This window comes from Parviterribacter multiflagellatus, assembly GCF_056863265.1.
Map to the genome: position 1 here is coordinate 12,276 of NZ_JBXPIZ010000003.1, position 18,898 is coordinate 31,173.

Annotated in this window: 17 protein-coding genes; 14 read left to right on the plus strand and 3 right to left on the minus strand. The window is 76.4% G+C overall.

Translation table 11 applies throughout. The features are described 5' to 3' along the window. Positions 1–4: 4 nt before the first annotated feature. Genes AC1UE5_RS06915 through AC1UE5_RS06930 form a run of 4 tightly spaced genes read left to right on the plus strand, consistent with a single transcriptional unit; the run spans position 5 to position 3,118 of the window. Positions 5–1,222, plus strand: coding sequence for a peptidoglycan DD-metalloendopeptidase family protein (locus AC1UE5_RS06915; RefSeq protein ID WP_482921530.1), 1,218 nt, complete (start codon positions 5–7; stop codon positions 1,220–1,222). Then, a complete protein-coding gene (locus tag AC1UE5_RS06920) occupies positions 1,201–1,794 on the plus strand; it encodes a hypothetical protein (protein WP_482921532.1) in 594 nt (197 codons plus the stop codon). The genes AC1UE5_RS06915 and AC1UE5_RS06920 overlap by 22 nt, the downstream gene beginning before the upstream one ends. Next, a complete protein-coding gene (locus tag AC1UE5_RS06925; RefSeq protein ID WP_482921534.1) occupies positions 1,776–2,333 on the plus strand; it encodes a hypothetical protein in 558 nt (185 codons plus the stop codon). The genes AC1UE5_RS06920 and AC1UE5_RS06925 overlap by 19 nt, the downstream gene beginning before the upstream one ends. 8 nt (positions 2,334–2,341) lie before the next feature. After that, the gene (locus AC1UE5_RS06930; RefSeq protein WP_482921536.1) at positions 2,342–3,118 is read left to right on the plus strand and encodes a CpaE/TadZ family protein; all 777 of its coding nucleotides are present in this window, start codon (positions 2,342–2,344) and stop codon (positions 3,116–3,118) included. 9 nt (positions 3,119–3,127) lie between these two features. On the opposite strand, the gene AC1UE5_RS06935 is transcribed toward AC1UE5_RS06930, so the two are convergent. Both AC1UE5_RS06935 and AC1UE5_RS06940 read right to left on the minus strand, forming a co-directional pair. Then, positions 3,128–4,087: a LysR family transcriptional regulator gene (locus tag AC1UE5_RS06935; protein ID WP_482921538.1), complete on the minus strand. Its 960-nt coding sequence runs from the start codon at positions 4,085–4,087 to the stop codon at positions 3,128–3,130. An 89-nt stretch (positions 4,088–4,176) separates the two neighbouring features. Further along, positions 4,177–5,169: a LysR family transcriptional regulator gene (locus AC1UE5_RS06940; protein ID WP_482921540.1), complete on the minus strand. Its 993-nt coding sequence runs from the start codon at positions 5,167–5,169 to the stop codon at positions 4,177–4,179. Between the two features lie 138 nt (positions 5,170–5,307). Here AC1UE5_RS06940 and AC1UE5_RS06945 point away from each other — a divergent pair, with 138 nt between their 5' ends. The 3 genes from AC1UE5_RS06945 to AC1UE5_RS06955 all read left to right on the plus strand — a co-directional run bounded on the left by AC1UE5_RS06945 (position 5,308) and on the right by AC1UE5_RS06955 (position 11,487). Next, the gene (locus AC1UE5_RS06945) at positions 5,308–8,187 is read left to right on the plus strand and encodes a helix-turn-helix transcriptional regulator (RefSeq protein WP_482921542.1); all 2,880 of its coding nucleotides are present in this window, start codon (positions 5,308–5,310) and stop codon (positions 8,185–8,187) included. Between the two features lie 85 nt (positions 8,188–8,272). After that, positions 8,273–9,880, plus strand: a complete 1,608-nt coding sequence (locus tag AC1UE5_RS06950) for a hypothetical protein (protein ID WP_482921544.1) — start codon at positions 8,273–8,275, stop codon at positions 9,878–9,880. Further along, the gene (locus AC1UE5_RS06955; protein WP_482921546.1) at positions 9,877–11,487 is read left to right on the plus strand and encodes a peptidase associated/transthyretin-like domain-containing protein; all 1,611 of its coding nucleotides are present in this window, start codon (positions 9,877–9,879) and stop codon (positions 11,485–11,487) included. The genes AC1UE5_RS06950 and AC1UE5_RS06955 overlap by 4 nt, the downstream gene beginning before the upstream one ends. A 119-nt stretch (positions 11,488–11,606) precedes the next feature. On the opposite strand, the gene AC1UE5_RS06960 is transcribed toward AC1UE5_RS06955, so the two are convergent. Continuing rightward, positions 11,607–12,299: a GntR family transcriptional regulator gene (locus AC1UE5_RS06960; protein ID WP_482921547.1), complete on the minus strand. Its 693-nt coding sequence runs from the start codon at positions 12,297–12,299 to the stop codon at positions 11,607–11,609. 53 nt (positions 12,300–12,352) lie between these two features. On the opposite strand from AC1UE5_RS06960, the gene AC1UE5_RS06965 reads away from it, so the two are divergent. The 7 genes from AC1UE5_RS06965 to AC1UE5_RS06995 are packed head-to-tail and all read left to right on the plus strand — an operon-like array spanning position 12,353 to position 18,893. Beyond that, positions 12,353–13,216, plus strand: coding sequence for a fumarylacetoacetate hydrolase family protein (locus tag AC1UE5_RS06965; protein WP_482921548.1), 864 nt, complete (start codon positions 12,353–12,355; stop codon positions 13,214–13,216). 5 nt (positions 13,217–13,221) lie between these two features. Beyond that, positions 13,222–13,410, plus strand: a complete 189-nt coding sequence (locus tag AC1UE5_RS06970) for a ferredoxin (RefSeq protein ID WP_482922425.1) — start codon at positions 13,222–13,224, stop codon at positions 13,408–13,410. A 3-nt stretch (positions 13,411–13,413) separates the two neighbouring features. Then, positions 13,414–14,670, plus strand: coding sequence for an NAD(P)/FAD-dependent oxidoreductase (locus AC1UE5_RS06975; protein WP_482921549.1), 1,257 nt, complete (start codon positions 13,414–13,416; stop codon positions 14,668–14,670). Beyond that, a complete protein-coding gene (locus tag AC1UE5_RS06980) occupies positions 14,667–15,377 on the plus strand; it encodes a type 1 glutamine amidotransferase (protein ID WP_482921550.1) in 711 nt (236 codons plus the stop codon). Before AC1UE5_RS06975 ends, AC1UE5_RS06980 begins: the two co-directional genes overlap by 4 nt. Continuing rightward, positions 15,377–16,717, plus strand: a complete 1,341-nt coding sequence (locus AC1UE5_RS06985; protein WP_482921551.1) for a glutamine synthetase family protein — start codon at positions 15,377–15,379, stop codon at positions 16,715–16,717. Before AC1UE5_RS06980 ends, AC1UE5_RS06985 begins: the two co-directional genes overlap by 1 nt. Before the next feature lie 17 nt (positions 16,718–16,734). Further along, complete coding sequence (locus AC1UE5_RS06990) at positions 16,735–17,961, plus strand: cytochrome P450 (RefSeq protein ID WP_482921552.1); 1,227 nt, start codon at positions 16,735–16,737, stop codon at positions 17,959–17,961. Then, entirely contained in the window at positions 17,958–18,893 is a 936-nt protein-coding gene (locus AC1UE5_RS06995; RefSeq protein WP_482921553.1) for a VOC family protein, read from the plus strand. Before AC1UE5_RS06990 ends, AC1UE5_RS06995 begins: the two co-directional genes overlap by 4 nt. The last annotated feature ends 5 nt before the right edge of the window (positions 18,894–18,898 follow it).

Consider the following 18,898-nt stretch of genomic DNA (forward strand, 5'->3'; position numbering starts at 1 on the left):
CGCCGTGGCCGCGGTCAACCCCGCCACCATCAAGCTCGCGATCGCGGTCGCCGTCGAGGCGAAGGACCGCTGGCCGCAGCTGCTCGCCGGGGCGCTCGCCGCGCTCATCTCGGCGATGCTCATCATCCTCACGCCGCTGATCGTGATCCTCATGATCGGCCAGGCCGCGACCGAGTGGATGAACGGCGGGGGGAACGGGGCGCAGGGCGGGGTGCCGCCGGGCGCGGACGCGGCGATGATCGCCAAGTACCAGGGGATCTACAAGACCGCCGCCACGGAGTTCGGGGTCAACTGGTACCTGCTCGCCTCGATCCACAAGCAGGAGAGCTCGTTCAGCCACGGCAACGCGCCCGGCATCCACAGCGGCGTCAACGCGTTCGGCTGCTGTGCCGGGCCGATGCAGTTCAACGTCAAGGACCGCACCTGGGACGGCCACAAGAACGCGTACAAGCAGGTCGAGGACCAGCGGCCCGCCGACTACCCGTTCCAGGTCTCGCCCCACCCGAGCCCGTACGACGACTTCGACGCGATCGTCGCCGCCGCGCACAAGCTCAAGGGCGACGGCGCGGACACGAACCTCTACTCGGACGGCACGTTCAATGCGGTCTGCCGCTACATCGGCGCCTGCCAGCACGTCAACAACTGCGGCGGCATCAACACGTACTGCGACGTCCTCCCGCGCGCGCGGCGGTGGGAGGCGGCGGGGATCGAGACGCAGGTGCCGCCCGAGCTGCCCGGCGCGCCGCCGACGTCGGTGGGCGAGAGCTCGGCGTTCCCGGTCGCGCGCGGCTGGCGGATCTCGACGCGGTTCGGCTCCGTCGACCGGCTCCACGCGACGCCGCACACCGGCCTCGACCTCGCGCTCGTCGCCGGCCAGCCGGTCTACGCGATCCACGGCGGGACCGTGTCGCTCGTCCAGCTGCCCGGCAACGTGTCGACCGGCTACGGCAACTACGTCTGCATCGACCACGCCGACCTCGACGTCCTGTCGTGCTACGCGCACCTGCAGACCGGCAGCGTCCGCGTCTCGCGCGGCGACCGCGTGACCGCCGGCCAGCGCATCGCGAGCGTCGGGTCGACCGGCCGGTCGACCGGCCCTCACCTCCACTTCGAGATCAAGTCGCGCACACCCTCGCCGACCACGGGGCGCTACCGCTTCGCGTGCCCGGCGCCCTACATCGGCCTCGACACCTCACAGGCATGCGCTCGTCAATCCGTCTGACCCTGACCCTGCTGATCGTCCCGCTGGCCCTCGCCGGGTGCGAGGACCCCTACCAGCGCGACGCCGAGCGCGAGCGGACGGCGACCGCACCGGTCCAGACCACGCCGGCGGCGGAGACCACGCCGACCGCGACCGTGCCGCCGCCCGCCGACGAGCTGGCGACGGTGCCCGCGCAGGCCGAGGTCGAGGACCCGGGCGCCTCGCCGACCGCGGTGCTGGAGGAGTTCGGGCGGCGCTGGTCCAACTGGGACTGGCGCGACGTGGCCAACCAGCGCGGGCGGCTGACGCCGCTGAGCACGGGCAGGCTGCGAGCCGAGCTCGACGCGCAGTCGGAGGAGCCGCTCGACACCGACACGCTGGAGCGCACGCGGCCCGGGTTCAAGGGCCGCGTCGAGGGCGTGGTGCTCAAGCCGCGCAAGGGCGACACGCGGCCGGCGCTCGTCATCGTCCGCCAGCAGGAGTACGTGGACGGGACGCCCAAGCCGGGCGGCAAGACGTACACGGTCTACCTGGCCGAGGTGACCGAGGTGCGCGGCGGCTGGGCGGTGTCGGCGTGGGAGGGCCAGCAGTGACGGCGGCCCGGCTGACCGGCGCGGTCTACGCGGCGGCCGCGGCGGCGGTCCTGGCCGTCGCGCTGTTGACGGCCGCGGCGTTCCGCGGGGCGGCGCGCGACTGGCTCGGGTTCACGTTCGACGACCTGCCGCAGACGCTCGGCGAGGCGGCCGCGATCTTCACGGCGAACCTGCGCGTGATGCTGATCGCGCTCGCGGGCTGCTTCGTCGCGCAGTGGCCGTGGCTGACGACCGGCCCGCCGCCGGGGCGGTGGTGGCGCCGCGCGGCGCGGGCGGCGGACGTCGCGGTCGCGGGCGTCGTGGTGCTCAACGTCGCGGTGATCGGGGCGGCGTTCGGCGCGTACGGGGAGCGGATGGTGCGCGCGGCGCTGCCGCACGGGCCGGTCGAGCTGCTCGCGTTCTCCGCGGCGCTCGCGCTCTACCTGCACGCGCGGCGACGGCAGGTGACCGCGCGTCAGGGCGTGGCGCTGGGCGGGACGGCGCTGGCGGCGCTGGCCGTCGCGGCGCTGCTCGAGGCCTACCTCTCGCCGGTGGGATGATGTCTGCCGTGACCGCCACCCCGGAGAACGTGCCGCCACCCGCGGCCGACCCGCTGTTCGCCCGGCCCGCCGGCCCGCTCGTGGCCGTCTGCGGCCTGGCCGGCGGCGCGGGCACGACGACGCTCGCCTGGCTGCTCGCGACCCGTGCCGCGGAGGGCACGCGCGCGCCGATCCTGCTCGCCGAGCTCGACGCGGCCTCGGGCGGACTGGCGGCGCTGGCCGGGACGGCGTCGGCGCGCTCGCTCGGCCGCCTCGCGCTGGCGGCGGCGGGCGGCGACGACACGCCCGCGGCCGGGATGCCCTTCGCGACGCTGCCCAGCGGCCTGCGGCTGATCGCCACGCCGCCGGTCGCGCCGCCCGATGTGAACGACGACGCGCTCGGCGCCGCCTTGGAGAGCGGCCGCGCCGGTCACGCGCTGACCGTGGTGGACTGCGGCGTGCTGCGCGGCGCCGGCGCCGGCGCGGTGCTCGCGCGGGCGACCCACGTCGTGTGGACCGTGCCCGCCGGCCCGCGCGTCGGCGAGCACGTCGCGGCGATGCTCGCGCCGGACGGCCCGGCGCCCGCCCCGTCGGCGGCGACCGAGCTGCTCGCGGTGGTCGCGGGCCGCGACGCCGGCCGCCGCACGGCGGGCCGCGCGCTGCGCGACGCGGCGGCGGAGCGGTGCGAGCGCCTCGTCTTCGTGCCCGCCGACGCGGGCCTCGCGGACGGCGCCGCCACGCCCGGCGACCGCCGCACGTGGGAGGCGGTCGACGCGCTCCTGGCGGCGATCGCCGTTCCCGTCTGAGCTCGGCGCTCAGGGCGCCAGCGCGTCGAGGCCCGCGCGCGCCGCGCGCACGTCGGCCGCCAGCGCCCGCGCCGCCTCGCGCGCGCCGACGATCGCCGGGACGCGGCCGTCGCCGTCGCGCCACACCAGCGCGACCGTGCTCGGCGGCAGCAGGTGGCCGAGGTCGACCGCGACCGTGCCGGGTGCGGCGGGGTCGACGGCGAGCCGGGGGAGGACCGCGGCGGCGAGGCCGGTGCGGACGATCGCGTGGACCGTGCTCGCCTCGTCGGCCAGCACCGCCACGCGTGGCGTCACGCCGACGTCCCGCAGCCGCGCGAGGAACCGCTCCCGCGTCGCCGTCGCGCCCGGCGCCACCAGCTCCAGCCCGTCGAGATCGTCCGCCCGGACCGGCACCACGCGTTCGGCCAGCGGCGAGCCCGACGGCACGAGCAGCACGTAGGGGTCCTCGAGCAGCGCGCAGTGGTCGTGCGGTCCGGGCGGCAGCGGCAGCTCGGCGATCAGGACGTCCACCTCGCCGGCGGCCAGCGCCTCCAGCGCCGGCGCCTCGGCGGCCAGCTCGACGGCCTGCGTGGCCAGCCGCGGCCGCCGCGGGCGCAGCGCCTCGACCAGCGGGCACAGCAGCCGCGCGGGCGCGCCCGCGAGCGCGCCGATCCGCAGCGCGCCGGTCTCGCCCGCCGCCAGCGCGTCGAGGTCGTCGCGCGCCTCCCGCATCGCCGCGTCGATCGCGGCGGCGTGCTCGGCCAGCAGCCGCCCCGCGCCGGTCAGCCGCACGCCGCGCCGGTCGAGGTGCACGAGCTGCTGGGAGAGCGCGGCCTCGAGCTGGGCGATCGCCCGGCGGACGGTGGCCGGGGACGCGCCCAGCCGCCGCGCCGCGCGCCGGAGGGAGCCCTCGCCGGCCAGGGCGGCGAGGGCCGTAAGGTGCCGCAGCTCGACCGCCTCCCCGCGGCCGCTGCGATGCGGTGCGCTCACGCTCGATCGCTCATCGGATGCCTCGGCCGCGGAGTCTGTCCGACGCGCCGCGCCGCCCCAACGTCAACCCGTGAGGGGTGCGATCAGCGTCAGAGAACAGCGGCCGGCACGGCGGCCTCCGGCACGTCCGCGGCGCCCGCCGCGTCGGCCTGCCGGTACTCGGCCCGCACCGCGCGCGCGGCGCTCAGCACCGCCCGGCGCAGCGGGTCGAGCGCGGTCAGTTGCCGCCGCCCGACGTGCCAGTACAGCGCGAGCCGGCGCGGCGCGACGACGCCGGTGAGGTCGAGCGCCACGACCGCCGGGTCGCTCTCGTTGACGGCCAGCCGCGGCAGGATCGCGCGGCCGACGCCGGCGCCGACGAGCGCCTGCACGGTGGCGTTGGTGTCGACGCGCATCGCGAAGCGCGGGTCGTGCCCCGCGCTGCGCAGCGTCGCCTCGATCAGCTCCAGCCGCGCCCACCCCTGGATGCCCACGAGCGGCAGCTCCGCGAGGTCGTCCAGGGTCGGTGCGCGCCCCTCGGCCACCAGCGGGTCGTCGGCGCGCACGAGCAGCACGCACGGGTCCTGCAGCACCTCGATCGCCTCGAAGTCGCCGTCGGCCAGCGGGAGCTCCCCGAAGGCGGCGTCGACGTCGCCGCGCTCGACGCTCGCGACGTGCGCGCGGTCGCTGCTCGCCTCCTCGATCGCCACGACGAGCGACGGGTGGCTGCGCCCGAGCGCGAGCAGCGCCGGCGGCAGGAGGCGGGTCGCCACGCTCTGCACCGCGCCGACGCGCAGCGTCTGGGTCTCCCCGGCCGCGAGCGTCCGCAGGTCGGCCTGCGCGGCGTCGAGCTGGCCGAGGATGCGGCGCGCGTGGTCGAGCAGCAGGTGCCCGGCCTCGGTGAGCTTGACCGGCGGCGCGTTGCCGCGCGAGCGGTCGACGAGCCTGGCGCCCACCAGGGCCTCGAGCTGCGCGATCTGCTGGCTGACCGCCGACTGGACGTAGCCCAAGCGCTCTGCCGCACCGCGGAAGGTCCGTTCCTCGTGCACCGCCGTGAGCGCGGCCAGATGCCGCAGCTCCACCCCCACCCAGGTCTCAGGCATGCGGGCGAGGCTGGCACCGCGCGCCCCCGTCCACCATCGGAGAGATCCCCCGAGTTGCGTACGTCATCCGTTGAGTGCACCCTTAAGGGCAGCAGGGGTGCTCGGCGGCCGGTCGCCCCTGTCCGTGCGCGACCGACCATGACCACAGGTACCCCGCAGGCACCAGGAACCACCGCCCTCATCGGGCGGGACGCAGAGCGTGGGATGGTCGAGCGGTTCGTCGCCGGCAAGGCGGGGGTCGACGCGCTCGTGGTCACCGGCGAGGCCGGGATCGGCAAGACGCGGCTGCTGACCGAGCTGACGACGTTGGCAGCCAACGGCGGCCTGCGGGTCCTCTCCGGGAGCGCCACCGAGTTCGAGCGCGCGATGCCGTTCGCGCTCACGGTCGCGGCGCTGGAGCACGAGGTCGACGCGCTCGACCCGCTCGCGCTCAGCCGCCTGCGGCCCGACCGCCTGGCCGAGCTGGCCCAGCTCTTCCCCGCGCTCGCACCGCACGCCGAGGCGGTGCCCGCGACGCTCGGGGTCGAGCGCTACCGCCTCCATGCGGCCATCGGGGCGCTGCTGGAGCAGCTCGCGGCCGAGCAGCGCGCGGTGCTCGTCCTCGACGACCTGCACTGGGCCGACGACGCGTCGCTGGAGCTCGTCGCCTACCTGCTGCGCCGCCCGCCCGCGGGGGTGGGCCTGGCGCTCGCGTTCCGCGCGGGGCAGGAGCCGGCCGCGCTGCTGCGTGCGCTGGCGCCGGCAGTGAGCGAGGGGCGGCTGCTCCAGCTCGCGCTCCAGCCGCTGGGCAAGGAGGACGCCGAGCGGATGCTCGCGGGGGTCGAGCCGCGCCGGCGCTTCGAGATCCTGCGCCAGGGCGGCGGCAACCCGTTCTACCTCCAGGCGCTGGCCGGCGCCGCGCACGACGGCCCCGGCCCGCCGCCCGCGCTGCACGTCGCGATCGCGGGGGAGCTGAGCCGGCTGCCGCCCGCCGCGCAGCAGCTCGTGCGCGCGGCGGCGGTCGTCGGCGACCCGTTCGACCTGCAACTGGCGCTCGAGGTCGCGCCGCTCGACGGGCGCACCGGGATGGAGGCGGTGCAGGAGCTGCTGCAGCGCGACGTCGTGCGCACGACCGACGAGCCCAGCCGCTTCGCGTTCCGCCACCCGATCGTGCGGACCGTCGTGCGCGAGTGGGCGGGCGAGGCGTGGTGCCTGGCCGCGCACGGCCGTGCCGCCGCCGCGCTGGCGCTCCGGGACGCGCCGGCCACCGCCCGCGCGCAGCACCTCGAGCGCTCGGCGCGGCCCGGCGACGAGGACGCGGTGCTCGTGCTCGTCGAGGCCGCGCGCGCCAGCAGCGCGCGGGCGCCCGGGACCGCGGCGCGCTGGTACGGCGCCGCGCTGCGCCTGCTGCCCGCCGAGACCGCGTCCGCCGCGCGGCTGGACCTGCTCGTCGCGCGCGCCGTCGCGCTCGTCACCGCCGGCCACGGCGCGGAGGCGCGGACGACGCTCGTCGAGGCGCTCGCGAGCCTGCCGCGCACCGCGACCGCCGAGCGCGTCGACCTCGTCGCGCAGCTCGCACGGGTGGAGGTGATGCTTGGCCGCGCGCCCGAGGCGCGGGCGCTGCTGCGGGCGGCGCTGACCCGCGCGAGCGACGCGCGCGCGGCGACGCTCCTGCGCCTCCAGCTCGGCTGGGTCCACTGGCACGCGTCGGAGTGGCGCTCGATGGGGCAGGGTGCGCGGGCCGCGATGGACGGCGCGCGCGAGGCCGGCGACGTGGCGCTGCGGATCGATGCCGCCGCGCAGCTCGCGCTGGCCGAGCAGGAGGGCGGATCACCCGCCGCCGCGCGGGCCGCGCTCGACGAGGCCGAGCGGCTGGCCGAGGCCGCGTCCGACGACGAGCTGGCGGTCAACCTCAACGCGCTCGTCGTCCTCAACTACGCGAGCGTCGTGCTCGAGCGGTACGGCGTCGCCGCGCGCCACGCCGCACGGCTCCTCGCTGTGGCGCGCGCAACCACGCAGGAGTTCTTCATCGTCCCGGCGCTGGTCGGGCTCGGCACCGCGCGCGTGTGGCTGGGCGAGCTGGACGCGTCGGCCGACGCGAGCGCCGAGGCGGTCGAGTCCGCGCACGCGCTCGACGACCCGCAGGCGCGGATGTGGGCGCTGGGCGAGCGGTGCTGGCTGGGGGTCGCGCGGGAGGAGCTGGAGGACGCGATCCGCGACGGCGAGGACGCGCGGGCGGCGCTGATGGAGGCGCCGGCGGCGATGTTCGGCTCGCTCGTGCCGTGCTACCTGGGGCTCGCGCACCTGCGGTCGGGCGCGCCGGAGCGCGCGCGGGAGCTGATCCTCGGCGCGTCCGGCGCCGGCGAGCACCTGGAGCGGCTCGGGCCGAGCTGGCGCCCGTTCTGGTCGGCGCAGCTGGCGGAGGCGGAGATCGAGCTCGGCCGGCTCGACGCGGCCGAGGCGTGGATCGCGCGCGGCGCCGCGTGGGCGCAGGCGTGCGACCTGCGCGGCCGGCGCGCGGACGTCGAGCGCGCCCGCGCGTTGCTGGAGCTGGCCCGCGGCGAGACGTGCGCCGCCGCGCGGGCGGCGCAGGCCGCCCACGCGGGCTACGCCGCGGTCGGCCGCCGGCTCGACGCGGCGCGGGCGCTCGTGCTCCACGGCCGCGCGCTGGCGCGACCCGGCGACAGCGACACGAAGGAGGCCGTCGCGGTGCTGCGGCGCGCGCACGACGTGCTGCGCGAGGGCGGCGTCGCGCGCTCGGCCGACGCGGCGGCGCTGACGCTGCGAGGGCTGGGGGAGCGGGTCCCGCGCACCCGCGCGACGTCGTCGCCGGTCGCCTCCCAGGGCCCCGAGGCGCTCAGCCCGCGCGAGCGGGAGATCGCCGGCCTCGTCGCGCGCGGCCTGACGAACCGGCAGATCGCCGCGCAGCTCTTCCTCAGCCCGAAGACCGTCGAGAGCCACCTCTCGCGGGTGTTCGTGAAGCTCGGCGTGCCGACGCGCGCGGGCGTGGCGCGCGTGCTCGCGGGCCACGACGCCTGATCCCGCCGCGCGATCACCGATCGGCGAGGGCGTCTTCACGACCCGCGATTGAGCAGTCCGCAGGCGCGCGGGAGGATCGGCCGCGATGCCCCTCCTCAGGCGCCTCCTGCTGCTCGCCGGGATCGCGGCCGCCGCCGCGGTCCCCGCGACGGCGGAGGCCGGGACGTACACCGTGCACGCCTGCGCGACGCCGGACGGGGCCGACGCGCCGACCACGAGCTGGAAGGTCTCGGCCTGGGCGCCGTCGGTCGACCCGTGGGCCGACACCTGCCCGCGCGGCGGGTTCTGGATCTCGCTCAAGCCCGGCTACGCGCACGCGGTCGACGACTCGATCAAGGTCATGTTCAGCGCGCCGGAGGGGACGCAGATCACCGGCTACCGGATGTGGCGCAGCGCGCGCGTCGCGCCGGGGACGCTCTACTTCCACGCGGTCGTCGAGCGCCGCGGCAGCAGGGAGACGTGGCCGATCTCGTGCCGTGGCGACCGCGGCTGCTCGGCGGTGGGGAACGCGGCGACGCCGTACGCCGAGGGCAACCTCGTGACCGGCAGGCCGTCGCCGCCGCTCGACGGGCTCGGCCTCTACGTCTCGTGCGGCCTCACCAGCGGAACCGAGCCGTGCCCGGCGAGCACGCCGGTCGCCGCCGAGACGACGCTCCACCGCGCGGAGATCGACCTCCAGGACGCGCACGCGCCGGTGATCTCCGGGCGCCCGACCGGGCCGCTCGTCGACTCGGGCACGTCGCTCACCGGCGTGCAGGTCCTCACGGTGCTCGCGCAGGACACCGGTGGCGGGCTGGTCGACGCGCAGCTCGAGGTCGACGGCCGCGTCGTCGCGACCGTTCCGTTCGGGGTCGGGTGCGCGCCGCCGTACGCGACGCCGGTGCCGTGCCCGCGCAGCGGCGCCGCCACGCTCCCGGTCGACACCGCGACGCTCGCCGACGGCCAGCACACCGCGCGCGTGCTCGTGCGCGACGCGGGCGGCGCCGTCACCGCGTCCGAGCAGCTCGGGTTCTCGACCGCCGCGCACGCCGCCGACTGCAGCCCGGAGCCGCGCGCCGACAGCCCGCAGCGCCTCCAGGTGCAGGTGGCGAGCAGCGCCCGCGGCAAGTCGCGCTCGCGCGTGACGGTCGCCAGCGGGCGCGGGGTCACCGCGCGCGTCCGCCTCACCGGCCCCGACGGGCGCCCGGTCGCGGGCACGCCGCTCTGCATCGCGACGCGCACGCGCGGGCTCGACGGCCTGCCGTCGCGGGTCGCCAACGTCACGACCGACGCCGACGGCCGTGGGACGGTCGCGATCCCGCCGGGCAGCTCGCGGGAGGTGTGGGCGGTGCTGCGCACGGGCGGGACGGCGGTCGCCGGGCGGGCGTACGTCGACGTGCGGTCGCAGGCCACGCTGCGCGCGACGCCGCGTCGGGTGCGCAACGGCCGGCTCGTGCGGCTGCGCGGGACGGTCCGCAGCACGCCGCGGCCGGCGCGGGGCGTCCTCGTCCAGGTGCAGGTGCGCAGCGGCAAGCGGTGGCGGACGTTCCGCACGGTCCGGACCACGCGCGACGGCAGCTACGCGGCGCGCTACCGGTTCCGCGGGACGCGCGGCTCGACCCGCTACCGGCTCCGGGCGCGCGTCCCGGCGCAGGAGGGCTTCCCGTTCGCGACCGGCGCCTCGATGACCACGACCGTCCGGGTGCGCGGGTGAGGGCGGCGCGCGCCGCCGTCGCCGGCCTCGCCGCCGCGGTGCTCGGCGCTGCGGCCGCCCCCGCCCAGGCCGGGACGTACACCGCGCACCTGTGCCGGACGCCGGACGGCGCCGCGGCCAGCACCGCGCTCGCGTTCTCGGCGTTCAGCACCTCGACCTCGTCCTGGAGCGGCTCGGCGTGCCCCGGCGGCGGCGTGAAGCTCGCGCTGAAGGCGGGCGCCGGGCACGTCAAGGACGACGTGACGCACCTGCGCTTCTCCGCGCCGGCCGACACGCTGATCGTCCGCTACCGCCTGTGGCGCGCGGTGCGGCTGGGCAAGGACGCCGGCTACCACTTCAGCGGGCTGGAGCGGCGCGGCACGGCCGAGCAGGCGATGGGCCCCGCATGTGACAGCGCGCCCGGCGGCTGCACGGCGCTCGGCAGCACGAGCGACCCGGACGCCGCCGCGAACCTCTTCGACCGCAAGCCGCCCGGGCCGGTCACGGGCTTCGGCTTCTTCCTCTCGTGCGGCTACTGGAAGGACGACGACCCCGATTGCCCGGCCGCCACGCCGGCGGCCGAGCTCACGCTCTTCCGCGCGGAGGTCGAGCTGGCCGACGACAGCGCGCCCGCGTTCGAGGTCGCGCCCGCCGGCGGGCTGGTCGACCCGACGCGCGTCGTGGCGGGGCGGCAGGCGGTGAGCGTGCTCGCGACCGACCGCGGCGGCGGCGTCGCGTCGGTGGTGCTGGAGGTCGACGGCCGGGAGGTCGCGTCGACCCGCGGCACCGCGGCCGGGCCGAGCTGCGCGCCGCCGTACCCGTCCGCCGTCCCGTGCCCGCTGCGCACGAGCGCGGCGCTGGAGCTCGACACCGCCGCGCTCCCCGACGGCGCGCACCAGGTGCGGGTCGTGCTCGTCGACGCGGCGGGCAACCGCACGGCGAGCGGCGCGACGACGATCACCACCGCGAACGCCGCGGCGCCGGCGCCGGCGTGCCAGCCGACGCCGGGGGCGGCGACCGGTCTGCGCATCAGCGCCAAGCTCCACCGGACGAGCCGCAGCCGGGGCGGGAGCCGGATCGTCGTGCCGCTCGGGCGGCGCCCGACGCTGCGCGGGACGCTCCGCGACGCGGCGGGCAGGCCGGTCGCCGGGGCGGAGGTCTGCATCGCGGGCCGCGCGCCGGGCGCGGACGGGCTCGCGTCGGCGCTGCGCCGCGTGCGGACCGATGGCAAGGGCGCGTTCCGGCTCCGGCTCCCGTCCGGCGCGTCGCGCGACGTGTGGGCGATCCACGACACCCCCGCCGGCCCCGTCGTCGGGGTGCGCGGGCGGATCGACGTGCGCCCCGCGGTCTCGCTGTCGCGCACCGGCCGCAAGGGCCGCACGGTGCGGCTGCGCGGCCGCGTGCGCGGCGCGCCGCTCCCCGCCGGAGGCCTGCTCGTCGAGCTGCAGGCGCGCCGCGGCAAGCGCTGGCAGACCTTCCGCACCGCCCGCACCGGCCGGGACGGCCGCGTCCGCCTCAGCGCCCGGTTCGCCTCCCGCGCGCGCCACCGCGTCCGCCTGCGCGTGCCCGCGCAGGGCGCCTACCCGTACGCCGCCGGCACCTCCGGCTCGCTCACCGTCCGCGGCTGACGCGCCCCGCCGCCCACCGCGCGATTCATCGCGTCGCGCGATGAGTCGTTCGGAAATCCCCGTTGCTCGCCATCCCCGGCGGCGGGAGCATCGCCCGCCGTGGGGTCAGGAGAGGACCGTCAGGCGGACTGCTGCTTGTCGCGCTCGGGCTGCCAGTGGCGCAGCGCGTCGCGCAGGTGCGCCTCCATCAGCGCGGCCGCGCGGTCGCCGTCCTGCGCGGCGATCGCGGCGAGGATCGCGTCGTGCTCGGCCGCGTCGGACTCCTGCCAGTCCGGCACCGCGCTGCGGCGGGCGAGCAGGCGCCGGCCGACCTCGATCAGCCACAGACCCTCGAGCGTCAGCACGAGCTCGTGGTTCTGCGACGCCGCGGCGACCGCCACGTGGAACTCGCGGGAGGCGTCGTGAACGTCGATCGCCGTCGTGGCGGCGCGCTCGCGGTCGATCGAGGCCTGCAGCGCGGCGAGGTCCTGGTCGGTCCGGCGCTCGGCGGCCAGTCGCGCGGCGCCCGGCTCCAGGATCACGCGCACCTCCAGCCGCCGCACGACCGCGTCGAGCGCGAGCGCGGCGACGCGGAACCCGCGCTGGTCGCGGAACTCCACGAGTCCCTCGCCGGTCAGGCGGCGCAGCGCCTCGCGGACGGGCGTGCGCGACACGCCGAGCTGCTCGGCCAGGTCGACCTGCCCGAGGCGCGTGCCCGGCGGGATCTCGCCGTCGAGGATCAGCGCGCGGATGCGGTCGTAGGCGAGCGACACGACCGACGACGCCTCGATCCGCGTGACGGTGTAGCCGCTCCTGGTCGTGGGCTCTGGCACCGCCCGAACACTACCGCCTTGACCTGCGACTGTCGAATGGATACATTCGCACCATGAGCAACGCCGGCAAGGCCGTGCGGGTGCTCCGGGAGGGCCGTCCGGTCGAGGCGCTCCTGGACGGAGGAGAGGTCGTCTTCGGTGACGGCGTGCGCGTGAGCGAGAGCGACGCGCGGTTCCTCGCACCCGTCAGCCCCTCGAAGATCATCGCCGTCCACCTGACGTACCGCAGCCGCGTGGAGGAGTACGCCGCGCGCGTCCCGCCGCAGCCGTCGTACTTCATGAAGCCGCCGACGACGCTCAACGGCCATCGGGGCGAGCTGCGCCGCCCCGAGGGCGCGAAGTTCCTCAACTACGAGGGCGAGCTGGCGGTCGTCATCGGCGAGCGCATGCACGGCGTGCCGGAGGACCGCGTGCTCGACCACGTGGCGGGCTACGCGCCGGCCAACGACGTCGGCCTGCACGACTTCCGCCACGCCGACCGCGGCTCGATGCTGCGCGTCAAGGGCCAGGACGGCTTCCTCCCGCTCGGGCCCGCGCTCACGCCCGCGAGCGACTTCGACCCGACCGACTTCACGCTCCGCACGTACCTCAACGGCGAGGTCGTGCAGGAGGCGACGGCGGACGACCTGCTCTTCCCCGTCGCGTACCAGCTCGCCGACCTGTGCCGCCTCATCACGCTCGAGCCGGGCGACGTCGTGCTCACCGGCACGCCCGCGAACTCGCGGCCGATGGAGCCGGGCGACACGGTCGAGGTCGAGATCAGCGGCCTCGGCCGCCTGACGAACCACGTCGTCGCGTGGGACGTCGACCTCTCGGGCCCGGGCGACCAGCTCGAGGTCTCGCCGAACACGCTGCACGTCGCGCTCGCCATCCCGGAGGACGAGGCCGAGCGCATGGTCCACGGGAGCACCGCATGAGCACGATCAAGGTCCACGTCGACATGAACCTCTGCCAGAGCCACGGCGAGTGCGTCTTCGCCGCGCCGGACGTCTTCGAGCTGGGCGACGACGACGTCCTCAAGTGGGAGGAGGAGGTCGACGAGGCCAAGCGCGGCGAGCTCGAGGAGGCCGTGAACGTCTGCCCGATGCTCGCGATCAAGCTCGAGGGCTGAGCGGTGGCCGGGCTCGTCATCGTCGGTGCGTCGCTCGCGGGGCTGCGGGCCGCGCAGGCGGCGCGCAGCGCGGGGTGGGAGCGGGAGGTCGTCGTCATCGGCGACGAGCCGCACCTGCCGTACACGCGGCCGCCGCTCTCCAAGGAGCTGCTCGGCGCGACCGACGACGACCTCGCCGCGTGCACGTTCGGGGCCGACGACCTCGACGTGACCTGGCGGCTCGGGACCGCGGCGACCGGCCTCGACACCGGCACGCGCACCGTCGAGCTGGCCGGCGGCGACCGCGTCCCGTACGAGAAGCTCATCCTCGCCACCGGCTGCCGGGCGCGCCCGTGGAGCGGCCCGGGCGCGGAGCTCGGCGGCCTCCACACGCTGCGCCACCTCGACGACGCGGTGCGGCTGCGCGAGGCGCTCGCCCTCGATGCGCGCCTCGTCATCCTCGGCGCCGGCTTCATCGGCTGCGAGGTCGCGGCGTCGGCCCGCGCGATGGGGCTGGAGGACGTGACCGTGGTCGACGTCGCGCCGCATCCGATGCCCGCGCTCGGCCAGGAGCTGGGCGCGCGCTGCGCGGCGCTGCACGCCGAGCACGGCGTCGCGCTGCGGCTCGGCGCCGGCGTCCGCGCGCTGCACGGCGACACGCGCGTGCGCGAGGTGGAGCTGCAGGACGGGACGCGCCTGCCGGCCGACGTCGTCGTCGTGGCGCTGGGCGCGCTGCCGAACGTCGAGTGGCTCGCGGGCGCGGGCCTGACGATCGACGGCGGCGTGGTGTGCGACGCGACGCTCGCGGCCGTCGGCGCGGACGACGTCTTCTGCGCGGGGGACATCGCGGCATGGCCGCACCCGCTGGCAGGCGGCGCGCGCATCCGGGTCGAGCACTGGACGAACGCGGCCGAGCAGGGCACGCACGCGGGGCGCAACGCGGTCGTCGCGCCGGAGGAGCGCAGGCCCTACGTCGCGGTGCCGTCCTTCTGGTCGGACCAGCACGGCGTGAAGATCCAGGCCGTCGGCCTCCCGCGGCTGGCCGAGCGCGTGCGGATCGCCGAGGCGGCGCCGGAGGGCGACCGCTTCGTGGCGATCGGCGAGCGCGACGGCAGGGTCGTCGCGGCGCTGGCCTTCAACGGCGCGCGGCGGCTGCCGTGGTACCGGCGCGAGGTCGCCGCGGGCACGGCGCCGGACGCGCTGCTCGCGGCGGTCGCGGAGGACCCGAAGGCGTTCGGGCCGCCGGCCGCCGGCGCGGTCGCGGCGGGAGTCCGGGCGTGAGCGCCGGCGGCAACGGCGGGGCGCCGAAGGCGCTCGTCCTCCAGTACGGCCCCCTCGGGCCGGCCGGCCTCCTCGGCGCGTGGCTCGACGAGCGCGGCTTCGCGACGACGACGCACCGCGTGGACGAGCAGCCCGACGCGACCCCGGCGCCGGACGCCTTCACCATGGTCGCGTGCCTCGGCTCCAAGCACAGCCCGGAGGACGCGACCGAGCCGTCGGTCGTGGCCGGTCGCGCGACCCTCACCCGCGCGGTCGAGCGGGACGTCCCCGTGCTCGGGCTCTGCTTCGGCGGCCAGCTGCTCGCCTCCGTCCTCGGCGGCGACATCCACCGGCTGGTGCGCCCCGAGCTGGGCTGGCACACGATCGAGAGCGACGACCGCACAGCGATCCCGCAGGGGCCGTGGCTGCAGTGGCACTGGTACCGCTTCACGACGCCGCCCGGCGCGCGCGAGATCGCACGCAGCGCCGCCGGCCCGCAGGCGTTCCGTCACGGCCGCCACCTCGGCGTGCAGTTCCACCCCGAGAGCACGATCGAGATCGTCCGGCGGTGGGCGGAGGCGGACCGCGAGCGGCTCGTCGCAGAGGGCGTCCCCGACGGCGTCGCGCTGCTGGAGGAAGGCCGTGCGCACGCGCGTGCGGCCGCGGACGACGCACGCACGTTCTTCGACGGGTTCTGGCACGGAGCCCGCAACGGGAGGAGCAACTGATGGCGCACCCGGAGACGCAGCTGGCCACCCAGCTCGTCATCGACGACCCCCGCATCACGACGGTGCGGGTCCTGTACTCGGACCTGCACGGCGTCGCGCGCGGCAAGGACGTCCCGCTGGCGGAGTTCCCGCGCATCGCCAAGCACGGCCTGTGCTTCTGCGCGGCGGTCATGGCGACCGACCTCAACCACACGCCGGTGCTCGGCGCCGAGGCCGGCTACCCCGACCTCGTCGCGATGCCCGACCTCGACTCGCTCGTCCCGCTGCCGTGGGAGCCCGACGTCGCCGCGTGCCTGGCCGACCTCGGCCCGGTCCCGGGCGGCCCGGAGATCGCGGACCCGCGCGGCCTCGTGCGCCGCACCGTCGCGGAGTTCGAGGAGCTCGGCTTCACGCCGCAGATCGGGCCGGAGCTCGAGTTCTTCCTGCTCGACCGCGACGACAGCGCCCCGGGCGGCGTCCGCCGCCGCGTCGACCGCCCGAGCATGGTCTACACGGTCGGCCCGCAGGTCGATCCGGGCGGCTTCATCCGCTCGCTCACCGAGCAGCTGGCGCTCATGGGACTCGGGGCCTACGCGGCCAACCACGAGTACATGAACAGCCAGTACGAGATCAACCTCCACCACGGTCCCGCGCTCGACGCCGCCGACCGCGCGTTCCGCCTCAAGGCCGCGGTCAAGGACGTCGCCGCCCTGCACGGGCTCGTCGCGACGTTCATGGGCAAGCCGTTCAACGACCAGGGCGGCTCGGGCCTGCACCTGCACGTGTCGCTCGACACGGCGGGCCGCAACGCGTTCGACGACCCCGACGCCGACCACGGCATCAGCGGGCTGATGCGCCACTTCCTCGGCGGCGTCATGCACCACGCGCCCGCGCTGATGGCGCTCCTCAACCCGACGATCAACGCGTTCCGCCGCATCGTCCCCGACTCGCTCGCGCCGACCCACGCCAACTGGGGCTGGGACAACCGCAGCGCGTTCGCCCGCATCCCGCCCGAGCGCGGCGCGGCGACCCGGCTGGAGGTCCGCGTGGGCGATGGCGCCGCGAACCCGTACCTCGCGACCGCCGTGCTCCTCCAGGCCGGCCTGCACGGCGTCCGCGAGCGGACCGAGCCGCCGCCCGCCGTGGACGGCGACGCCTACCGCGCCGGCGAGGAGGCGGGCGCCCACCTGCCGCAGTCGCTGGAGGCCGCGCTCGACGCGCTGGAGGCCGACGACGTGCTGCTCGGCGCGATCGGGAGCGAGATCGCCGAGCCGTTCCTCGCCATCAAGCGCACCGAGATCGAGCGCCACCGGGCCTTCGTGTCCGAGTGGGAGCTCACCGAGTACCTGCACCACCTCTAGGACCAGGACGAACGCGAATGCCGAACCCCACCCCCACCCTCGACGCGATCGACCTCAGCCACGACGCGTTCCTCGACGCCGTCCCGCACGACACGTTCGCGCTGCTGCGGCGCGAGGACCCGGTCCACTGGGTCGAGGAGCCGGACGGCGGCCGCGGCTACTGGGCGATCACCCGCTACGAGGACATCCGCGCGATCCATCGCGACTGGGAGACGTACTCCTCCGAGCTGGGCGGCACGTCGCTGGAGGACCTCGAGCCGCAGTACGTCGAGGCCCGCAAGTCGATGATCGACATGGACCCGCCGCGCCACGACGAGCTGCGCGGGCTGATCGCGCGCCGCTTCACCCCGCGCGCGGTGCACGTGTGGGAGGAGCAGGTCCGCACGGTCACCAACCAGGTGCTCGACCGCGCGCTCCCGCAGCGCGAGTTCGACTTCGTCGCCGAGGTCTCGTCGGAGATCCCCATGCAGGTCTTCGCGGAGATCATGGGCATCCCGCAGTCCGAGCGGCGCACGATCATCGACCTCGGCGACCGCCTGCTCGGCAACCAGGATCCCGAGTACCGCGTCGAGCCCGACGAGGCGCACATGTCGCTGCCGTTCTCCAGCCCGGTCGCGCTGGAGATGTTCGAGTTCGGGCGCCGCCTCGCCGCCGAGCGCCGCCAGCACCCGACCGACGACATCATCACGCAGCTCGCGTTCGAGCCGCTCACGCAGCGTGAGTTCGACGTCTACTTCGTCCTGCTCGCCACCGCGGGCAACGAGACGACGCGCCACACGATCACCCACGGGCTGCTCGCCCTGCTCGAGCACCCGGAGGACATGGAGCGGCTGCGCGCGGACGCCGAGCTGGGCAGGTCCGCGGCGGAGGAGATGCTGCGGTGGGCCACGCCGGTCCACCACTTCCGCCGCACCGTCCGCCACGACACGGAGCTGGGCGGCAAGGAGCTGAAGGCGGGCGACAAGGTCATCACGTGGTTCGTCTCGGGCAACCGCGACGAGGCCGTGTTCGAGGACCCGTTCGCGTTCGACGTGACGCGCACGCCGAACCGCCACATGGCGTTCGGCCCCGGCGGCATCCACCACTGCATGGGCGCGCACCTGGCGAAGATGGAGGTGCGCATCGCGTTCGAGGAGCTGCTCAAGCGCGCGGCCGACATCGAGCTGGTCGGCCCGCCGGAGCGGCTGCGCTCGAACTTCTTCAACGGCATCAAGCGCCTCCCGGTGCGGGTGACGCCGCGATGATCGCGCTCGCCAGGCTCCACCACGTCGCGCTGCACGTCGCCGACGTCGCGGAGGCGGCGGCGCGGTGGGCCGCGCAGTTCGGGCTGACCGTGCGGGAGCAGGACGCCGCGCGCGCCGCGCTGGCGTGCGACGACGAGCCGCTCGCGCTGGAGCTGCTGCGCGCCGCGCCGGGCGAGGACGTCGGCTTCGCGCACGTCGCGTACGAGCTGGCCAAGGGCTGCACGCTCGACGACGCCGCCGCGCACCTCGCCGCGCTCGGCGTCGCGGCCGTGGACGAGGGCTCGCACCTCGTCGTGCGCGACCTGGAGGACAACGCGATCCACCTCCTCCCGTGCACGGCCCCGCCCTCGCGGTGGGTCGCGCACGCGCGCTCCGCGCCGGCCGCGCTGCCTGTCGGCCACCCGCGCCGGCTCGGCCACGTGAACTTCCTGACCGGCCGCATCCACGAGCAGGTCGCCTGGTACCAGGAGGCGCTCGGCATGCAGCTCACCGACTGGCTCGGCGACGGCGGCGCGTGGCTGCGGCTGGGCTACGAGCACCACGAGATGGCGCTGGTCGACAAGGGCTGCTCGCACTTCCACCACCTCGCCTTCGACGTCGTCGACATCGGCCAGATGCGCGCGGCGCTCGACCACCTCGGGCGCCACGGGCGATGGCTCGGCTGGGGCCCGACGCGCCACGGGGTCGGCGGCAACATCGCCTCCTACGTGCGCATCACCGAGGAGCCGTGCTTCGTCGAGCTGTACTGCGACATGGAGAAGATCGGCCCCGACCACGAGGTGCGGGTCTGGCCCGACGACCGCTACTCGTCCAACACCTGGGGGCCGCTGCCGCCGCGCTCCTACTTCCGCTTCGACGAGCGCGCCGTCGCGTCCGAGCGCGAGTCGCTCGAGATGCGCGGCCAGCCGCTCGACGACCCCATCTCGGCCTGACCCCG